The following is an 18,825-nucleotide window of genomic DNA, read 5'->3' as shown; positions in this document are numbered from 1 at the left end:
ACCCAAGGATTGGTTGAAATGTACGGATTCGCGACACTTTCCCGATCAGTTTTGAGCGATTAATAATTGTCATTTAATTCCAAATCTCTGAGTCGATTCTTTTCTTTGTTCTTCGCTAGTTACAATCTACTTCTTGATTTTGGTTCGATATCTACTCCAATGGTTGGGATTTGGTTTGCTTGTAGGCATTTTATCCGGTTCAGCTTCAGCCATTTTTTTGGTTTTGCTGGATTGGGCTACTGAAACCCGTGAAGCAAACCTATGGCTTTTGGCTTTGTTGCCCTTGGCTGGATTCGGTATCGGGTATGTTTATTACCATTATGGGGCCAATTCCATCAAAGGGAACAATCTTCTTTTGGAGGAGCTTTACCAAACCAAAAATCCTATCCCTCTGCGGATGACCTTTTTGGTTCTTTTTGGAACAGTTTTCACCCACCTCTTTGGAGGGTCTGCCGGCCGAGAAGGTACCGCCGTGCAAATGGGCGGGTCTCTGGCAGACCAAATCCAAAAATGGATCCCCTTGAATGCGGAGGACCGAAGAATCCTCCTGATTTGCGGAGTGGCGGGAGGTTTTGCCTCTGTGTTTGGAACTCCCTGGGCAGGTGCTATATTTTCATTAGAGTGGATGCTTTCTGGCAGATTCAGACCTCGATCGGTTTTTCCGGCCCTGTGGTCAGCCTGGGTTGCCCACGTCATTTGTGAGTGGGCCTGGGGGGTAGGACATACATCCTATTCTATTCCTGAGGTGCCTTCTCATTCGCCAATCAATCTTTCGTGGATACTTGTTGCCGGGATCGCCTTTGGGCTGGCAGGAAGGCTCTTTGCAGAAACTGGGCATTGGGTTGGAGCGGCGTTCAATAAGGCCATTTCCTATCCTCCTCTCCGTCCTTTGGTGGGGGGAGTATTGGTGGCAGGCTTGGTATATTTGACTGATGCCTATGCCTACATCGGTTTGGGGATTCCGAGAATTTTAGAGGCATTTGAGACACCTTTGCCCTGGTATGATTTTTTGGCAAAAATCGGTTTGACCGGATTGACTTTGGGGTCCGGATTTAAAGGAGGTGAAGTCACGCCGCTGTTTTTCACTGGGGCAACATTGGGTAATGCACTTTCAGTCTGGATACCTCTCCCTTTGGCTTTGTTGGCCGGATGTGGTTTTGTGGGAGTTTTTTCCGGTGCCACCAATACGCCAATGGCCTGTACGGTGATGGGTATGGAGCTATTTGGATACGAGGCAGGGATTTTTCTGGGCTTGGCATGCCTGATGGCCTATTTGATCAGCGGGAAAGGAGGGATTTATTCCGCTCAGGATCTAAGTAAAAAATACTTTTGGAGAGTTTAGATTTTCTTTTCCCCGCAGATTCGGCAATAATTATCCTCTGGCTCTAAGGCATCAAACCCGCAATGGGTGCAGGTTTTCAATTTTTCATAATGACTCTTTCTTTTTCGATTGGCCATCTCAGAGGTGACTATTCCAGTGGGCACAGCAATGATTGCATAGCCCAAAAGCATGATCAAAGAAGCGGCAAACTGGCCTAATGGGGTAGAAGGCGTAATATCTCCAAACCCAACTGTGGTCAAAGTCACTATGGCCCAATACATGGATACCGGAATACTGGTAAATCCATGCTCCGGTCCTTCGATGACAAACATCAAAGTCCCCATAATCAGGACGATGGTCAGGACCGAAAAAAGAAACATCTGGATTTTGGCAGCACTTGCCCGTAGAGCATCCCCGATAAAATCGGCCTCCGCCAGATATCTTCCCAATTTCAAAACCCGGACTATTCTCAATAAACGAAGGGCCCGAACCACCGACAGGAGTTGTGTATTGGCTACAAAAAAGCTGAGGTAAACAGGAAGAATGGCCAATAAATCCACCAATCCATAGAAGCTTGTGACATACTTGAATGTCTTGCTCGTAAGCCAGACTCGAAGCCCATACTCAATGGTGAAAAGAAAAGTAAAGGCCAATTCCAGCACATAAAATAACTCCCCGTATTCGTCGTGAAGGGAACCAACGGAATCCAAAATAGCGACAGTAACCGATCCGAAAATCAGTACCAAAAGCACAATATCGAAGAGTTTGGATGCCCGGTCATCTGAATCAAATACGATGTGGGCGAGACGTTTTTTGTTCAGATACATGAGGGAATTTAGGAAAAAAGATGCTAATCCAAATAATAAACCCGCTTCACCCGGGAGCTGATATTGGTCAGCAATTCATAGGGAATAGTTCCGATTCGGTCGGCAAGGTCCCTCAAGGGGATTCCTTCTCCATAAATAATAGCCTGCTCCCCTTCTCTGACCTCAGGGATTTGGGAAATATCCACCATGGTCATATCCATGCACACATTTCCGATCACCGGAGCCTTTTCGCCTCTGATTAATACATAGCCTTTGCCCATGGAGAATCTCCTGTCAAATCCATCTGCATAGCCGATGGCAAGGGTAGCGATGGTGCCTCCCTCAGGAAGTTGGCCCCGTCTTGAATATCCCACGGTAGAACCCGGGGCGAGAGTTTTGATTTGGGAGATGGTTGTTTTTAGTGTGCTGACTGCCTTGAGCTCATGATGGTGCTTTCCGGTGACTTCTACCCCATAAAGCCCGATTCCCAGTCTAACCATATCCATTTGATAATCCGGATAGCGTATGATTCCTGCTGAATTGAGGGCATGGATCAGTGGGCGGTAGGTCAAAGCAGATTCTATCTCTTTCTTCATTTCCATGAACTGATCGAGCTGCTTTAAGGAAAATTCATGGTGAACCTCCTCATCCGCTCCTACCAGATGGGTATACAGACTTGCTATCCGGAGTTCGGGATAGCTCTCGATCAGATTTTTGAGTTCAGGAATATGCTTGATTTCAAATCCCAAGCGATGCATTCCTGTATCCAGATCCAAATGAATGGGAATTTGGATATTATGATTGGAAGCGTAGATTCCCAATTTTTTGAAAAAAACAGGGCTGAATACTACCGGCTCGAGCTGATATTCCCGAAGCAGTTCAAATGACTCCTCGACAGGATTTAATACCATGATGGGAAGTCGAATTCCCTGATTTCTGAGCGTGACTCCCTCATCGGTAAATGCGACGGCAAGATAGTCGGCACCTAAGGTCTGCAGGTGATTGGCAATTTCTGTGGCTCCGCCTCCGTAGGCAAAGGCCTTTACCATTACCATGACACGGGTTCCAGGCTTGAGCTGTCTTTTGTAGAAATTGAAGTTGTGTGTCAGTGCATTGAGGTTGATTTCCAAGGTCGTACCATGAATCCTTTGCTGAAGACGATTCACTATTCTCTCCAAGGCAAAGTCCCGGGCTCCTGTGACCAAAATCAGGTCATTTTGAAAAGAAGAAATCTGAAGTGACTCGATCAGATTTTCGGTAGTTGGATACCATTCCGTTTGATTCGGAAAGGTCTCACTCAGTCTTTTGATTTCTTGCCCCACAGCCAATATTCTGTCAATATGGTATGAACGGATGAGGTCGGCGACCTCCGCGTAGATTTTTTCAGGTGAGCCTTGCTGCAGAAGATCGGAAAGAATCAGCACTTTTTGCCGCTTGGGTCGCTGCTGACTCATGAATTCCAAAGCCACTTTCAATCCTGCCAGATCATTGTTGTAGGTGTCATCGATCAGCAGGCACTCATTGATACCGGGCTTTAGGGTGAGTCTCATATCCACTTGGCGCAGTTGATCCAAACCCTGCTGAATGGATTTGGGGTCTTCTGCCAAAGTCAATGCAGCCACTAGGGCATGAGTGGCATTTTCCAAGGAGGCATGATCGGTAAATGGAACCTGAAAGGTAAATGTGCTAAGGTCCTCTTTGACCAGTATAACTCGAGTTTTGCTTTCCCCTATTTTGTAGGAAATTCTGAAATCAGCGGCTTTTTCCTTAGACCAGGAGATCAATTTGGATGGGTCCACTTCTTTTTCTATCTCCTGACAGAGCAGCTCTTGGTCCCGGCAGTAAATCAAAAACTTGGCGTCTTTAAAGAGGATAAGCTTTTCCCGGATTTTCTCCTGTAGGCTGGAAAAGCCTTCTTCATGTGCACTTCCAATGTTGGTGAAAATTCCCAAATCCGGACGTATGATTTTTTCCAAGGGGCTCATTTCTCCGGATTTGGAAATTCCAGCCTCCAAGATAGCCACTTGGTGATAGGGCTGAATTCCAAAAATGGACAGAGGTACACCCACTTGAGAATTGTAGCTTTTTGGGCTTTTGGCTACGCTGAATTGCTGACTCAATAGCTGTCCAAGCCACTCTTTGGTAATGGTTTTGCCGTTACTTCCGGTGATGCTCAATACAGGTGCCGTGAAAAGGGAACGTTGATGAGCAGCCAGTTGCTGAAGAGCAACCTTGGTGTCTTTTACCTGAAGGAAGGCTGCCTGATGAAGGATTTCCTTAGAAGGAGCATAGTCCTCATGCACTAAAAAGTGTCTTACTCCCTGTTGGATAAGCGTGGGAATATAATTTGCTCCATCTGCCTTAGCTCCTCTCAGCGCAACAAAAAGAGTATGGGACGGCTGGAGAATTTGCCTCGAGTCAATACTGATTTGGCTAAGCGCAGACCCATCTGAGACTCCCAGTAGTTTCCCTCCGGTGATTTTTAGAACTTCTTCTGCTTTCAGAGCTTGGATCATCTATTCCTCCTCCTCTTCTTCTTGGTCTTGGACTTTGTTTTTCTTTTTGAAAAAGACTTGTCTTACCCACCTTGGAAGGAAAATGGCTCCCAAAATCAAATATGGGTAATAGGACAAAAGCCTCCATAAGATACTGGTTACGAAAGTGTAACCCCCCAAAAACTGACTGAAAAACTGCCCGAAGAAAAACTCTGCTGTCCCGCTGCTACCGGGAGTCGGAGAGATCATCATTACGATCCACATGATCACCTGCCGGGCAAAAACTATCACATGATCCAAAAGGTCCAGCTCCACAAATGCCCCAATCAATGCATTGAGCATAAGGTATCTTGAGGACCAGATAAATATGGTAATCCCGATGATTGGCAACCAATATTTGTAAGTCTTTCCGGCAAGTTGGCGAGAAGCTTCAATGATTTGATTGCCGTATTCCTGAGCATCATGTTTCCACTTGCGAAGGAACCGGATAGAGAAAATCTTAATCAATACCCATTTGAAGACCCTTGGCTTATAGAAAAGGGCTGCTGCCATGACCAAGCTGTATCCGGCATAAAGGCCATAACTCAGCCAGAAAATTGCCTGAAGGCTGTCCCCCAGCTGAGATTCCAGAAGTTTGCTTTCTGGGAAAATATTTCCCTGAGCCAAATAGAGAATAATCGGGGCTCCAATCACAAAAAAGAGATTGTCCAATATTGCGGTTACCATCACATAGGCGATGGCTTTTCCCATTTTGATCCCTTCCTTGTTCAAGATAAAAATTGCCACAGCTGTACCCCCTACTACTGAGGGTGTGACGGCCGAAGCGAATTCCCAAAGGATAATTACATAGATCGCCCGTGTCCAGGTGAGATGTCGGTCAGTAATCTCCCGGATTCGATACACATAGCCAAGATCGCGGAAAAAGATAACCAGAATAGCCAAAAGGATATAGGGCAAGGAGGCATCGAAAACCGACTTGAGATTGGAAGCATTGACGCTGGGATCCATGTAAAACATGGCAAAAACAATTCCTAGTCCGATCAGGACTGGAACCCAAACCTTGTTTGGATTGAGCGTTTGAAAGATTTTCTTGTTATCCAGCTTCATAATCAGGCTGCAGCGACAGGCTCAGTCTTTTCCACCCAAAAATTATTGTATCCTTCCCCGATGATAATCGTGACCTGGGAAAGCTGAAGTAGCTCAAGAATGGCCAGAAAGGTGTAAATCACAAAAATCTTTTCAGGTTTATACTCAATGAAATCTGTAAAAGGGACTTGTTTTTTAAAGCTGGTTTTTTCCAAAACGAAATTTTTTTGCTGTTCGATGGTGTAAGGGTACTGGATCACCGTATGCTTGGTTTCCTCAGTTCTCGACGCCATTTTTGCCATGCATTTTTGAAATACTTTGAGTAATTTATAGAGATCCACGTGCTGCATTTCCGCATCCACATCCTCTACTTTGCTGAGTGATTGGAGTTCTTTTAGGAGATTCCCTCTTTTTTCTTTAGCCATCCATTCCGACTCCATGTCAGATAGATCGGCTACCACGGATTTGTACTTTTTATATTCCAAAAGGTTCCTGACCAATTCCTCCCGGGGGTCTATTTCCTCTCCGTGTTCGTTAAGGTCAGGCCTCGGCAAAAGCATTCTGGATTTGATTTTCATCAAGGTAGCTGCAAAGAGGATAAACTCACTGGCCACTTCGATTTCCATTTTTTCCAGATGATGGATGTAATCCAGAAAGTCATTGGTAATCTTCGAGATAGGAATATCATAAATATCCAATTCGTCCCGCTCAATGAAAAAAAGCATGAGGTCGAACGGGCCTTCGAATAGGGGTAATTTGATCTCGAAACTCACCGGATATTTAAATATTTGGGTTAATTTTGCCTCCTTGTAGCCAAAGATATTCAATTCAGATAAAATAATTGGAGCTCAGAGGAATAATGCGCTTAGGATTAAATTACGCATTCGAAACTTTCTGGTAAACAAACTCTTTGGCTTGTAAGTTGTTTCACTCTAAAAGAAACTCACCCAACCATGTCTATATCACCCGGACCTCTTCTTTCCCAAATCAATTCCCCAGCGGACTTAAAGAAATTTTCGAAAGACAACTTGGTTCAGATTTGCGATGAGCTCCGTCAGTTTATCGTTGATAATGTCTCCGTTTATGGAGGGCACTTTGGTGCCAGTTTAGGGGTAGTAGAGCTTACCGTAGCTTTGCATTATGTGTTGAATACGCCTGAAGATCAGTTGGTTTGGGATGTGGGACATCAAGCCTATGGCCACAAAATTTTGACAGGTCGAAGAGATCAATTTCATACCAATAGAGTCTACGGAGGTCTATCAGGCTTCCCCAAAAGGAAAGAAAGTGAATTTGATACTTTCGGTGTAGGACATTCCAGCACTTCCATTTCCGCAGCTTTGGGAATGGCAGTTGCCTCCAAGTACAAGAACTCAGACATTCAGCATGTAGCCGTCATCGGTGATGGTTCGATGACAGGGGGGATGGCTTTTGAGGCGATGAACCATGCCGGTGTAAGTGATACTAATCTGCTGATTATCCTCAATGACAACTGCATGTCCATCGACCCCAATGTCGGTGCGCTGAAAGATTATTTGACGGATATCACTACCTCACACACCTACAACAAGGTGAAGGATGAAGTATGGAAAATGTTGGGTAAGCTGAGCAAGTTTGGAAGCAGTGCCCAGGAAGTGATTTCCAAAGTGGAGGGAGCGATTAAGTCTGCCGTACTCAAGCAGAGCAATCTTTTTGAATCACTTAATCTCCGCTACTTCGGCCCGGTAGATGGACACGATGTAGATCATTTGGTGGAAATTCTGAGAGACTTGAAGGATATTCCCGGTCCGAAGATTCTCCACTGTGTGACTGTAAAAGGTAAAGGCTACGAGCCTGCCGAAAAAGGAAATAAAACAACTTGGCATGCTCCAGGGACCTTCGATAAGGTTACCGGCGAGATTTTCAAGAAAGTGCCCACTTCTCCTCAGGCGCCCAAATACCAAGACGTCTTTGGACATACAATCGTGGAATTGGCAGAAAAAGATTCTCGAATTATGGGAGTAACTCCTGCCATGCCTTCCGGTTCTTCGCTCAACATTATGATGAAAGCGATGCCTGACCGGGCATTTGACGTGGGGATCGCAGAGCAGCATGCAGTTACTTTTTCCGCAGGATTGGCTACTCAGGGCTTGGTTCCTTTTTGCAATATCTACTCCTCTTTTATGCAGCGGGCTTATGACCAAGTCATTCATGATGTCTGCTTGCAAAACCTACCGGTAGTTTTCTGTCTTGACAGAGCTGGATTTGCCGGAGCAGATGGACCTACTCACCATGGGGCCTATGATATTGCCTACTTCCGCTGCGTTCCCAATTTGGTGGTTTCTGCTCCAATGAATGAGGAAGAGTTGAGAAACCTGATGTATACCGCTACCCAGTTTGGCGGTCCTTTCTCTATTCGTTATCCTCGAGGAAACGGAGTCATGCCTGAGTGGAAAACTCCAATGCGGGAAATTCCGGTTGGACAAGGCAGAATCGTCAAAGAAGGAGAAGATGTGGCTATTTTGTCTATCGGACATATCGGTAATTATGCGGTAGAAGCCTGTCAGGCATTGGCCAAAGAAGGGTTGAATCCTGCGCATTATGATATGCGATTTGTCAAGCCACTCGATGAGGAATTGCTTCATGAAGTCTTTGGGAAATTCAAAAAAGTAATCACTATTGAGGATGGGGCTCTGATGGGAGGCTTTGGATCCGCAGTTCTGGAATGGATGATGGACCACGGTTACTATGCGCAAGTGAAGCGCTTGGGTATTCCGGATGCTATCATTGAGCACGGAGAGCAGATTGAGCTTCACAGAGAATGCGGATTTGACCCAGAAGGGATAGCTGAAGCTGTTCGCGCTTTAGCAGAGGTGCAGATTGCCTAATCACAAGCATTATGATCCATTTTTTTGAAAAGGGACAGGGTAAACCGGTCGTCCTCATCCATGGTTTTTGCGAAAGCGGAAACATGTGGATTCCTTTTGCGGAAGCTCTTTCCTCTGATTTTCGGGTGATCTGTCCTGATCTGCCGGGTTTTGGAGATTCTCCAATTGAAAGAGATCGGATCACTTTGGAAGAAGTAGCGGTACAGTTGGAGGAATGGATGGATGAACAAAAGGTTCAAAATCCAATTGTTATAGGCCATTCTTTGGGCGGCTATGTTGCCTTAGCTTTGCTCGAGCTTATGGGAAATAAAATCAAAGCTCTGGGATTATTTCACTCTACGGCTTTTGCCGATGATGAGGAGAAAAAAGAAATGAGAAACCGGACAGTCACTTTTCTCAAAAAGAATGGGGTAGAAAAGTTTGTCACCTCCTTTGTGCCCCCACTTTTTCCTGAAGCCAGAAGAGAAGAGCTGGCCCCTGAAATCCAGAATGCAATTGAAGATGCCAAAAGGTCCAGTCTCGAGGGATTGATTGGCTATTCCCGAGCGATGAGGGACCGGAAGGATCGACTGGAAGTGCTCAAGAATTTTTCAGGTCCAAAGTTACTGATAGCAGGAACCGAAGACGGTGCAGTAAAAATTGAAGTAAGCAGAAAACAAAAAGAGGCTTTTACCCAGTATGTCGAACTGGAAGGAGTAGGCCATATGGGGATGATTGAAGCGAAGGAAAAGACTCTGGAAGTGGTCAGATCCTTTGTAATTTCATAGAATCACTCCTGAATAGAGGTCTTCGATTGGAAAAATCATTTCATAATCATTCCAGATCAAATTTCCATCTTTAATCTTAAATAATTTGAAATAGTCTTGGTTGAGATATTTTCTGATTTCGGGATGAGATGAATTACTAAGAAACTTTTTAAAATCAACCTTATTTGTTTTCCCATCACTAAATTTTATTTCCAATACATAATCAGCAATCCATGTGGCCAGAATTACCTCGATAATGGGATTGTCTTCCTGATATTTATCAACCTGAATTATCACTTTAGTTTTGAATTTATTTTTTCAAACTCGACCCTCTTATGGTATATAAAATAGTCTACCCACTTTTCAACGATTTTTAAACCAAACTTATCCAAAAATTCCTGGAAATGTTTTAAATCATTGTTTTTCAAGGGCCTTTTTCCGAAAACCGAACTAATAGTTATCTTTTCAATTTGCCCTTCTATAATCTCGAACTCAGCTTTGGATTCAAATTCTCCTTTTTTAGCATGGACATGAATGGGTTCATGCTCATTAGAGTAAAAGAAAAGTATAATTCCGAAGTATTCGAAAATCTTTGGCATATATGTAATTATATACCAATAAGTTAAGAATTTGTCTCCTGCTTACAAGCTCTTTCCCAAAATCACCATCAATTCTTCCAGGTACTTTTGGTCGATCTCGTCAAAGTCTGCCAGCTGATCGCTATCCACATCCAAAACCATTGCTACTTCTTGTTCTTTGAATACTGGAACCACTATTTCTGATTTGGATGCAGAACTGCAGGCAATATGCCCAGGGAAGGCATCCACATCCGGGACCAGTTGGGTTTTCTTTTCTTTCCAGGCTGTTCCGCAAACCCCTTTTCCAAAATTGATCCGAGTGCAGGCAATCGGCCCCTGAAACGGGCCGAGGACCAATTGATCTCCTTTGACCAGATAAAAACCGACCCAGAAAAACCCAAATGCCTCCCGAAGAGCCGAAGCCATGTTGGCCAGATTGGCATAGAGATCGGGCTCACCGGAGATCAACGCCTCAATCTGCGGAATAAGGGATTCGTATTTCTCAGCTTTGGTAGCTGCTTCAGGAAGAAATAGAGATTCAGCCATGGTAATAGATATCAAGTTGGTCTGTGCCGATGAAAAGGGTTTCAGATGAATTTTGGTTCAATTTGGGAGCAGGAATTCCTCCTTCAAACTGGGTAGGAGAGGTAAAAACCCTGCATTCATCCCAGAGCTCGGATTGAATGAACTGATTCAGGACTTGACTGCCGCCCTCGACAATCAAGCTTTGAATTTTTCGATGATTTAATGATTCCAAAATGCTCTTTGGGGTGATTTTTTCCATTTGGATCCACTCCAGATTTTCCTCTTTTTTTTCCAAAACCGTGTTGAAAACCAAGGTTTGGATAGTCCGGTCAAATAGGTTGAGGTCAGAAGATAGCTCCAATTGAGAGTCAATAACGATTCGGATGGGATTTTTGCCCACCCAATCCCGTACATTCAGGGAGGGATTATCATAGCGGGCCGTATTTTTCCCTACCAAAATCGCATCCTCTTCGGCTCTCCATTGATGGACGAGTTGTCTACTTTGAGAATTGCTGATCCACTTGGAATCGAAGTTGGGTCGGGCTACAAAACCATCATGAGTCTGTGCCCATTTGAGAATCACATAGGGACGATTTTTCTCAATTTGGGTGAAAAATCGCCGGTTTTGCCATCTGGCTTCTTTTTCAAGCACTCCTGTCTCCACCTCAATTCCTGCATTTTTCAGGATGTCAATTCCTTTTCCTCCTACCAGAGGGTTGGAATCCGTGGCTGCGATAACTACTTTTTTGACCTTTTTCTCTACCAAAAGATTGGCGCAGGGAGGGGTTTTGCCCCAATGTGCACAAGGCTCCAGACTGACATAGACCGTGGATTCTGGAAGTAAATCCTGGAATTTAACCGAATCTACTGCATTTACTTCCGCATGGGGGCCCCCATAGTGCTGATGCCATCCTTCTCCAATGATCTCGTCCTGATGCACGATCACGCAGCCGACTTTGGGATTGGGACTGACATATCCACTTCCATTTTCGGCCAGTTCTAAGGCACGCCGCATGTAGTCTTCTTTTCGCATGACTATCTTCTGCTGAGTGTGACCCGGTCTGCAGTGGTGCGCTGTCCTTCAGTCACTTGTACATTCAGTAGGGTGTCGGCCACATAGGCTTCATCCTTAGGATCGATAAATAGCGTATAGGAGCCAGGTTCCAAACGGAATACATATGTTCCACTCGCATTCATATGCGTACTCAGAGAGTCGCTATCCCTTATGGCATAGATCGCAGGCTGGAGGGTAGTTGGGGAAATGCTGCCTTGGACAGTTCCCAAGCCAATTCCTGAGTAAATATCCAAAGTGGGTTGAAAAGAAAATGCCAAGGGGTTTGTTTGGGTCGTTTTGATTGATTTTTCCAAGTCAAAATCAATAATCACATCGTAGGATATGCCAGGTTCCAGTCGGATCGACAGGTCTCCTGAGAAATCGGTTTGACCATTGGGAAGTCTAAGCGGATATCCCCTTTCTCCCTGATAAAGGAAGTTATTTTCCCCAAGCCTCAATGTGGCTTTGGTGATATTTCCAATCTGAAACTCCCTTCGGGAAATAGGCAGAATATCACCGCCCACCAACAGAGAAACGTTGACCTGCTTATTGCCGGGTTCGTAAGGAAGGAACATGGATTCGACCTGCCCTTCTCTGCCCGATGGGACAAATTCAATCTCCACTCCCCGCAGTTCTACCACGACCGAATCCCATTGGGCAGGTGCATCCACCAAAAAGATATTGACCAATGCTTTTGGACTTTCGTCTGGGCTTGTGCAACTAAAACCCAGAAGGAGACAGAAAAAAAAGCTGAGAATATTATTGAAGTACTTCACGGGGTAAAGTTAGTCTAATTGATTCATTCCCGAATAGTTTTTGGAGTATGGTCCTTCAAAAGCTCAGTCAATTATCCTTGAAATTGGCTTTTTTTGGATTGGTGTTTCTATTTTTGGGCATGATGAAATGGGAAAGACTTTTGGCAAAAGGGCGATTTGGAGACAGTCCTTTGAAAATCAATACCAATGCCGGCCGGAGTGAATTTGAAATCGACTATGACCGGATTATTTTTTCCGCCCCATTCCGCAATCTTCAGGATAAAACCCAGGTTTTTCCTCTTCCTGATCAGGCTTTTGTCCATACGCGATTGACCCATAGTCTGGAGGTATCCAGTGTGGGGAGGTCCCTTGGGAAAGGAGCCGGAGAGATTCTGATCAATAAATTTCCAAATCTTCAATCCCTGGGTATTGACTCTTCTGATATAGGAGCCATAGTAGCGGCGGCGGCATTGACTCACGATATAGGAAATCCGCCCTTTGGTCATGCAGGAGAAGAGGCCATTTCGGATTTCTTTCGCCTCCATCCCGACGGAAAATGCTGGGAGAGGCATGTCCGAATAGATCAATGGGCAGACTTGATCAATTTTGAAGGAAATGCCCAAGGTTTCCGAATGCTGGTATCTAAGGAGTCAGGGTTAAAATTGACCTATGCCACCCTGGCTGCCTTTACCAAATACCCAAGGCCAAGCCTGATTACGCAGCGGGATATCGCCAGAAAAAGTCAAAAGAAGTATGGTTTTTTCATCAATCAGCTGGTTGATTTTGAGCAGATGACCGATGTCTTGGGTATAGAAAAGCTGAGCAGCGATTCTTGGGTGCGGCATCCCTTGGCCTTTTTGGTGGAGGCAGCAGATGATATCTGCTACAGCATCATCGATCTGGAGGATGGGTGCACGATGGGCTTGGTGGATTTTGAAGAAACTGTAGACCTGCTAAAGCCTATCCTAGGAGATCTTTTTGATCCGGAAAAGCTCAAGGATCGCTCAATAAACCAGAATTTGGGGGCTTTACGGGCATTAGCTATCGGGAAATTGATTCAGGAAACGGTGGAGGTGTTTGCTCAATATGAGGAAAACATGCGTAAAGGCACCTTTGACAAAGCCCTTACGGATATGATCCCCTCGGCCAAGGCTTTGGGAGAAATTTCCCGAGTGTCGATACAGAAAATCTACCGATCTAAGGTAGTCTTGGAAAAGGAAGCGGCAGGTTTTCAGGTTTTGGAGGGGCTGTTAACGGTTTTTTCCAGAGCGCTTTATCACCACTTTTATCAACCGGAGGCATTTTCCGGTCAGGACAAAAGCATCCTAAGACTTCTTCCGGAGGATTTTCCGATGAAAGGCTGGGGAGCTGAGGTGAATCCTTATCCCCTGCTGAGAGCTTTAGTGGATTTTGTGGCAGGGATGACGGATAAGTATGCCCTGAATCTATACCGAAGGGTCAATGGGATTTCCATTCCTGGGTTTTAAGTGATTTTTTCATTCGTCGAAGGATTCTGTTCATTCATCGAAAAAAAGATTTCATTTATCTAAACTTCAATTCCTTTGGGCTGAATTAACAATGCCCTATATTTTGGAAAAGAAGTTTCCTTTAACCCATCAATTTTACGTGAATAAAGAGGAAGATTTTCCAAGCTTCTCGATAGATCGCTATCGTGTAATTGTAGAAGAGGCTCAGGACATTATTTATGAAATCGATCCGTCGGGGTATTTCACATTTGTAAATAGGAAGGCCGTAGAAATTTTGGGGTACACGATAAGCGAGCTCCTATCCAAACACTTCCATGAGCTGATCAGAGAGGATTACAGGGAAAATGTAGCCCTGTTCTATTCTTATCAGATCGAGGCAAAAGAGAAGTCATCTTACCTTGAGTTTCCGGTCCTTACCAAAGATGGAAGAACCGAATGGGTTGGTCAAAAGGTACAGCTTAATTATCGGAATGATGTACTCAAAGGGGCAATAGTCGTAGCCAGAATCCGAACCGAAAGGCATAATCTCGAGTATGGGTTAAAGCTCTCTGAGGAGAAATACCGGGGAATTCTCGAGAATCTTCAATTTGGACTCATGGAGGTGGATTTGGATGAGCGTATTCTGTACGTGAATGATACCATGACCCGAATTACGGGTTTTTCCAAAGAGGAATTACTGGGAAATATCGCCTCGGACCTTTTGGTGAGAGCTCAGACGAAAGAAAAAATCGAGGAGCAGCACAAGCTAAGGGAAAAAGGGAAGGCTAGTGCCTATGAGGTTGAAATCATCCGAAAAGACGGAACCTCATTTTTTGGATTGATCTCCGGTGCTCCGACTTATGATATCACAGGAAAGAGGACAGGATCTATCGGTGTCCATGTGGATATCACTGAGCGAAAGAGAAACGAAATGGAGCTTCAACAGGTCAAAGCTGATCTGGATAGATACACAGGTGGACTTGAAGATCTTAATAAAATCACCTCTGATAATTCACTGACCCTCCAACAGCAGCTTAGAACTGGACTTGAGATAGTATCGAAATACTTCGAAATGCCGATGGGAGGTGTGGTAAAGGCCGTCGGTGAAGATTTGATCGTCATTGAGAATTTGTTTAATGTAGGTGTCCCTGAAGAATTTCAAAAAAAACTTCCCTTACATGGCTCCGTGTCAGGCTTGGCGTTTTTGGAAGACCGATTGATCGCGATACCGGATTTGGCCAATTCTGAGTATGCGGATTACTCCACCATCCAGAGGATTGGGCTGAATTGTATGCTCAGCATGCCCATCTATGTAAATAATAAAAAATACGGGGCCATACTTTTGGGCTGTATTGGAGGGACAAGGAAAAATTTTTCAGAATACGATCTTCAGTTTTTCAGCCTTTTTGCCCGATATGTAGGATATGTCCTTACCTCAGCCGAAAATACGCAAACCCTTTTCGAGCAGCAGGAAGAACTCCTCTCCCAAAACCAAAAGCTGGAAGAAAGTCAGGAATTTTTGTCTTCCATCAATTCCTTTGTTACCCAACTTCTCGAACAAGAAGATATTCAATCTATTTCATGGGAAATCGCCGAGAATTTGATTAATAAGTTTGGCTTTATTGACTGCGTAATTTATGTATTAAATGAGGAAAAGGGGTGCTTGGAGCAATTGGCGGCTTTTGGTCCCAAAGATGCGGGAGAGAGAAAAATCAAAGATCCAATAGAAGTTCCTTTAGGCAAAGGCGTAGTGGGGTCTGTGGCGATGACTGGCCTGGCAGAGATCATTCCCAATACATTAAAGGACCCACGCTATATTGCTGATGATGAAGTGAGGCTATCTGAAATCACCGTTCCTATTGTCTTTGAAAACAGAGTGATCGGGGTTATCGATTCGGAGCATCCTGAAGAGGATTTTTTCAATGAAAAGCATCTGAAAACGCTCACTATTATCGCGAATCTGGCAGCAGGGAGATTGAAAAGTGCCAAATCAAAGAGAAGGCAGGAAAAGGCAGAAAAAGAACTGAGAGAAAGTGAAAACAGACTCAAGACTGTCATCAATTCTGCCTTGGATGCGATTATCACCATTGATGCTGAGGGGAAAATCACAGGCTGGAATCCTCGCGCTACCCAGATTTTTGGCTGGTCTCAGGAAGAGGTAATGGGTCATCACCTGACTGAAAACATCATTCCCACGCAGCACCGCAAGGCACATTTTGAAGGAATGAGGCACTACATGGCCACAGGAGTAGGACCGGTACTCAATCAGCGTATTGAGATTACTGCCATGCACAAGTCAGGCCATGAGTTTCCCATCGAGTTATCGATCATTCCCATGATTACCAACGGGGTCCATTCTTTTACAGCCTTCGCCAGGGATATCACCTTTCAAAAAAATTCTCAGGATGAGATGGAAAAATCTCTGGCCAAAGAAAGAGAGCTCAATGAACTCAAATCTCGCTTTGTCGCAATGACCTCTCATGAATTCAGAACTCCATTAACCACAATCAAGCAAAATGTAGATCTGATAGAGTATTCCCTTGAAGCCAAATTCCCCGAATTGTTGCCTTCATTTGGAACTTATTTAGGAAGAATATCTTCTGAAATTTCTCGAGTCACCTCTTTGATGAATGACATGCTTCTCTTGGGTAAAATTGAAGCAGGTAAAGTAGAGATTTCCAAAAAGCCGGTGGATTTGGTGGCTTTGGCCCAGCAACTGATTCAAAGAATCACTACGGGGAGAGCTGACGGTCGCACCATAGAATTGAAAATCATCGGGGTCAAAAAAACTGTTCCTGTAGATGCCACGCTGATGGATCATATTTTGGGTAATTTGCTTTCAAACGCGCTGAAATATTCTGAAGGCAAACCCAACCCCATCCTTACTTTTTCCTTTGATCAATTGTCACAAATCCGGATTTCGGTGAAGGATTTCGGTATCGGGATTCCCAAAAAGGATCAAAAGGGACTTTTTTCTTCATTTTACAGGGCCACTAATGTAAAGAACATCCAGGGGACAGGTTTAGGGCTTTCGATCGTAAGGGAGTTTGTCCTTATGCACGGGGGGACCATTTCGGTGGAAAGTGATACAAATCAGGGATCGGAGTTTATCTTGATTATGCCTATGGCATAATTAAATTTTCTGCCTATTTTCATTCGTTTTTACCTTGTCTTTATCCAATGAAAATTCTGATTGTAGAAGATGACCACTTGATTTCTCAAAGTGTGAAAGATATCCTTGGTCTGTTAGAGCATGAAGTGGTAGGTATAGCTGACAATGCCAATGATGCCATTGACCTGTGCAATAACCACTCCCCTGACTTGGCGCTATTGGATATTCAGATTGCCGGAGATATTGATGGGGTGGAGTTGGCTGAATTGATCCGGGATCAGTTTGACATTCCGTTTATTTTTACCACGGCCTATGCCGATAATGCGACCATATCCAGAGCAAGGGAAATGGGTCCTTTTGGGTACTTGGTCAAGCCCTACGGAGTCAAAGAGGTCAATGCTGCTATTCAGATTGCCAAGGCGAGCTTTGATCGGCTGAAAAAAGCTGAAAAAGCAAATGCCAACATGTCCAAAATCATTGACAATAGTTTGTTTTTGAAGGTGGACAGCAAACTGGTCAAGGTCAAGATTGAGGAGATACTTTACATAGAGGCAAAAGGGGACTACGCGCTTTTCAAAACAAAAACAAAAGGCTACATCGTCCACACCACCATTAAAAAAGTTCAGGATAGACTGGAGAGCTTTAATTTTCAAAAGGTTCACCGGTCCTTTGTCGTCAATATTTCCAAAATCGTTGATATCGAAGAATCCAATCTGCTGATCGACGATAAGGTGATTCCTATCTCCCGGGCGAATAAGGATATTCTGATCTCCCGCCTCAATTTACTTTAGTCCTGAACCACCCAAGTTGGACTTGCCCGTTGGGCTTTTTCCCAAGTCACGGCCTGTTTTCCTCTAAAATACCTAATCCAGCCCAGCACGACACAAACGTGCATGAATACAAAGTAGAAAGGAATGTGGAGGAATTTGACTCGAATGGCTCTGTTTCTCATCAGATATCCAAGACTTGCCAAACCATAGAATATCAACTGACCCAAGGCAGCGAATCCATAAAACCAATGCTGGTCAGCCAGAAATAAATTGGTGAAAATGGCAATAACCAAAGCCACAGGCATCGCTGTCCAGCGCAGGACCCGATGAGAAAGGTATTGGAAGGTCAATCCGGGATGCTTTCTCCAGTTCCAGGCCTCCGGAAGTCGAGAAATCGCCTGAAGACCTCCAGCACTGATTCTGACCTTTCTCTTCTGTTCTTCTTCAATATTGGCCGAACCGGTTTCTACAGCCATTGCTTCCGGGGTGTATCCCACCTGATATCCTTGGGCGGCCAGACGCACAGTCATTACAAAATCCTCGATGACGGTGTCTTCCTCAGGGGCATGATACTGATGTGTCCGGATGGCCAAAAGCTCCCCGGCAGACCCTACCAAGGTATTCCATTGAGCATCTTTTCTTTTCAGGAAGGATTCATATTTCCAGTAAAAACCCTCCCCTGAAGAGCTTGCCCCGTCTTTGGACTGGGAAAGCACCACTTTTTCACCAGAAACAGCCGCCACCAGATTGGATTGGAATGGGTGAACCAATGCTCGAATTGCCTCGGGATTCAGCATCACATTCGCATCAGTAAATATGCTGATCGGGGTAGTGATTCCCGGCATAATTCGATTGATCGCTGCAATTTTACCTTTTCTTGAATTAGAATGGCTAACCTCTACTCCGGAATAGCTCTGTAATAATTCTACCGAGCCATCTATACTTCCATCCGTGACAAAAAGTACCGTAAGTCTTTCTTTGGGGTAATTCAGATTAAGGCAATTGGCGACTTTATCCCGGAGGATTTCTTCCTCATTGTAGCAGGCTACAATGAGTGTCACTTCAGGAAGATCTTCGTCATCGAGCTGGGGATAATTTATTTTCTTTTTTCCCAAGGCAGCCAAAACACTGATGACCAATCCATATCCCAAAAAGGTAAACAGGACAATACTTACTGCGATCCAAAATAGAAGTTCCATAGTTCGTTTGGTTTGATAGGTTCAAAATTATCCCAGGATCGGGTGCTT

At 44.5% G+C, this 18,825-nt stretch carries 16 protein-coding genes; 6 read left to right on the top strand and 10 right to left on the bottom strand.

Annotation, left to right across the window (positions count from 1 at the left end; all coding sequences use genetic code 11):
- The first annotated feature begins 124 nt into the window (after positions 1 to 124).
- Positions 125 to 1,342, top strand: coding sequence for a chloride channel protein (locus AAA938_RS10410; protein WP_479370991.1), 1,218 nt, complete (start codon positions 125 to 127; stop codon positions 1,340 to 1,342).
- Here AAA938_RS10410 and AAA938_RS10405 read toward each other — a convergent pair.
- From AAA938_RS10405 to AAA938_RS10390, 4 genes are read right to left on the bottom strand one after another with little or no spacing between them, the layout of a single operon-like run.
- On the bottom strand, positions 1,339 to 2,148 hold the full coding sequence (locus AAA938_RS10405) for an ion transporter (RefSeq protein WP_338228665.1): 810 nt from the start codon (positions 2,146 to 2,148) through the stop codon (positions 1,339 to 1,341). The two genes, AAA938_RS10410 and AAA938_RS10405, sit on opposite strands and share 4 nt — an antisense overlap.
- A 23-nt stretch (positions 2,149 to 2,171) precedes the next feature.
- A complete protein-coding gene (locus AAA938_RS10400) occupies positions 2,172 to 4,643 on the bottom strand; it encodes a bifunctional UDP-N-acetylmuramoyl-tripeptide:D-alanyl-D-alanine ligase/alanine racemase (protein ID WP_338228664.1) in 2,472 nt (823 codons plus the stop codon).
- Positions 4,644 to 5,729 carry a lysylphosphatidylglycerol synthase transmembrane domain-containing protein gene (locus AAA938_RS10395; protein ID WP_338228663.1) on the bottom strand — a complete coding sequence of 362 codons (1,086 nt, stop codon included), beginning with the start codon at positions 5,727 to 5,729 and terminating at the stop codon, positions 4,644 to 4,646.
- Between the two features lie 2 nt (positions 5,730 to 5,731).
- Positions 5,732 to 6,481, bottom strand: a complete 750-nt coding sequence (locus AAA938_RS10390; RefSeq protein ID WP_338228662.1) for a segregation and condensation protein A — start codon at positions 6,479 to 6,481, stop codon at positions 5,732 to 5,734.
- A 180-nt stretch (positions 6,482 to 6,661) separates the two neighbouring features.
- On the opposite strand from AAA938_RS10390, the gene dxs reads away from it, so the two are divergent.
- Together dxs and AAA938_RS10380 are read left to right on the top strand one after the other, a co-directional pair.
- Positions 6,662 to 8,572, top strand: coding sequence for a 1-deoxy-D-xylulose-5-phosphate synthase (gene dxs / locus AAA938_RS10385; RefSeq protein WP_338228661.1), 1,911 nt, complete (start codon positions 6,662 to 6,664; stop codon positions 8,570 to 8,572).
- A gap of 11 nt (positions 8,573 to 8,583) precedes the next feature.
- Complete coding sequence (locus AAA938_RS10380; RefSeq protein WP_338228660.1) at positions 8,584 to 9,339, top strand: alpha/beta fold hydrolase; 756 nt, start codon at positions 8,584 to 8,586, stop codon at positions 9,337 to 9,339.
- Here AAA938_RS10380 and AAA938_RS10375 read toward each other — a convergent pair.
- The 5 genes from AAA938_RS10375 to AAA938_RS10355 are packed head-to-tail and all read right to left on the bottom strand — an operon-like array spanning position 9,334 to position 12,251.
- Complete coding sequence (locus tag AAA938_RS10375; protein WP_338228659.1) at positions 9,334 to 9,615, bottom strand: DUF2442 domain-containing protein; 282 nt, start codon at positions 9,613 to 9,615, stop codon at positions 9,334 to 9,336. The two genes, AAA938_RS10380 and AAA938_RS10375, sit on opposite strands and share 6 nt — an antisense overlap.
- Positions 9,612 to 9,917: a DUF4160 domain-containing protein gene (locus AAA938_RS10370; RefSeq protein WP_338224760.1), complete on the bottom strand. Its 306-nt coding sequence runs from the start codon at positions 9,915 to 9,917 to the stop codon at positions 9,612 to 9,614. The genes AAA938_RS10375 and AAA938_RS10370 overlap by 4 nt, the downstream gene beginning before the upstream one ends.
- 42 nt (positions 9,918 to 9,959) lie before the next feature.
- Positions 9,960 to 10,442, bottom strand: a complete 483-nt coding sequence (locus tag AAA938_RS10365) for a GAF domain-containing protein (protein ID WP_338228658.1) — start codon at positions 10,440 to 10,442, stop codon at positions 9,960 to 9,962.
- Positions 10,435 to 11,454: a bifunctional diaminohydroxyphosphoribosylaminopyrimidine deaminase/5-amino-6-(5-phosphoribosylamino)uracil reductase RibD gene (ribD, locus tag AAA938_RS10360; protein WP_338228657.1), complete on the bottom strand. Its 1,020-nt coding sequence runs from the start codon at positions 11,452 to 11,454 to the stop codon at positions 10,435 to 10,437. The genes AAA938_RS10365 and ribD overlap by 8 nt, the downstream gene beginning before the upstream one ends.
- Before the next feature lie 2 nt (positions 11,455 to 11,456).
- Positions 11,457 to 12,251 carry a DUF4382 domain-containing protein gene (locus AAA938_RS10355; protein WP_338228656.1) on the bottom strand — a complete coding sequence of 265 codons (795 nt, stop codon included), beginning with the start codon at positions 12,249 to 12,251 and terminating at the stop codon, positions 11,457 to 11,459.
- Between the two features lie 122 nt (positions 12,252 to 12,373).
- Between AAA938_RS10355 and dgt the strand changes: the two genes are divergently transcribed.
- From dgt to AAA938_RS10340, 3 genes are all read left to right on the top strand, one after another.
- Positions 12,374 to 13,717 (top strand): dGTP triphosphohydrolase, encoded by a 1,344-nt coding sequence (gene dgt, locus AAA938_RS10350; RefSeq protein ID WP_338228762.1) that lies wholly within the window; start codon positions 12,374 to 12,376, stop codon positions 13,715 to 13,717.
- A gap of 139 nt (positions 13,718 to 13,856) precedes the next feature.
- Positions 13,857 to 16,829, top strand: coding sequence for a PAS domain S-box protein (locus AAA938_RS10345; protein WP_338228655.1), 2,973 nt, complete (start codon positions 13,857 to 13,859; stop codon positions 16,827 to 16,829).
- Between the two features lie 47 nt (positions 16,830 to 16,876).
- Complete coding sequence (locus AAA938_RS10340; protein ID WP_338228654.1) at positions 16,877 to 17,599, top strand: LytR/AlgR family response regulator transcription factor; 723 nt, start codon at positions 16,877 to 16,879, stop codon at positions 17,597 to 17,599.
- Here AAA938_RS10340 and AAA938_RS10335 read toward each other — a convergent pair.
- Positions 17,596 to 18,777 (bottom strand): glycosyltransferase family 2 protein, encoded by a 1,182-nt coding sequence (locus AAA938_RS10335; RefSeq protein WP_338228653.1) that lies wholly within the window; start codon positions 18,775 to 18,777, stop codon positions 17,596 to 17,598. The genes AAA938_RS10340 and AAA938_RS10335 overlap by 4 nt on opposite strands.
- Positions 18,778 to 18,825 lie beyond the last annotated feature (48 nt).

Source organism: Algoriphagus taiwanensis (genome assembly GCF_036245645.1).
Lineage (GTDB): Bacteria > Bacteroidota > Bacteroidia > Cytophagales > Cyclobacteriaceae > Algoriphagus > Algoriphagus taiwanensis.
Note: the sequence above shows the minus strand (reverse complement) of the source record. Positions and strands in the feature narration are given on the sequence as shown.

What these genes read in the sequence shown, in the direction of transcription:
- AAA938_RS10340 (WP_338228654.1), top strand. Translation starts at nt 16,877, where the DNA reads ATGAAAATTCTGATTGTAGAAGATGACCACTTGATTTCTCAAAGTGTG.
- dxs (WP_338228661.1), top strand. Translation starts at nt 6,662, where the DNA reads ATGTCTATATCACCCGGACCTCTTCTTTCCCAAATCAATTCCCCAGCG.
- AAA938_RS10400 (WP_338228664.1), bottom strand. Translation starts at nt 4,643, where the DNA reads ATGATCCAAGCTCTGAAAGCAGAAGAAGTTCTAAAAATCACCGGAGGG.
- AAA938_RS10405 (WP_338228665.1), bottom strand. Translation starts at nt 2,148, where the DNA reads ATGTATCTGAACAAAAAACGTCTCGCCCACATCGTATTTGATTCAGAT.
- AAA938_RS10335 (WP_338228653.1), bottom strand. Translation starts at nt 18,777, where the DNA reads ATGGAACTTCTATTTTGGATCGCAGTAAGTATTGTCCTGTTTACCTTT.
- AAA938_RS10365 (WP_338228658.1), bottom strand. Translation starts at nt 10,442, where the DNA reads ATGGCTGAATCTCTATTTCTTCCTGAAGCAGCTACCAAAGCTGAGAAA.
- AAA938_RS10370 (WP_338224760.1), bottom strand. Translation starts at nt 9,917, where the DNA reads ATGCCAAAGATTTTCGAATACTTCGGAATTATACTTTTCTTTTACTCT.
- ribD (WP_338228657.1), bottom strand. Translation starts at nt 11,454, where the DNA reads ATGCGAAAAGAAGACTACATGCGGCGTGCCTTAGAACTGGCCGAAAAT.
- AAA938_RS10380 (WP_338228660.1), top strand. Translation starts at nt 8,584, where the DNA reads ATGATCCATTTTTTTGAAAAGGGACAGGGTAAACCGGTCGTCCTCATC.
- dgt (WP_338228762.1), top strand. Translation starts at nt 12,374, where the DNA reads ATGAAATGGGAAAGACTTTTGGCAAAAGGGCGATTTGGAGACAGTCCT.
- AAA938_RS10395 (WP_338228663.1), bottom strand. Translation starts at nt 5,729, where the DNA reads ATGAAGCTGGATAACAAGAAAATCTTTCAAACGCTCAATCCAAACAAG.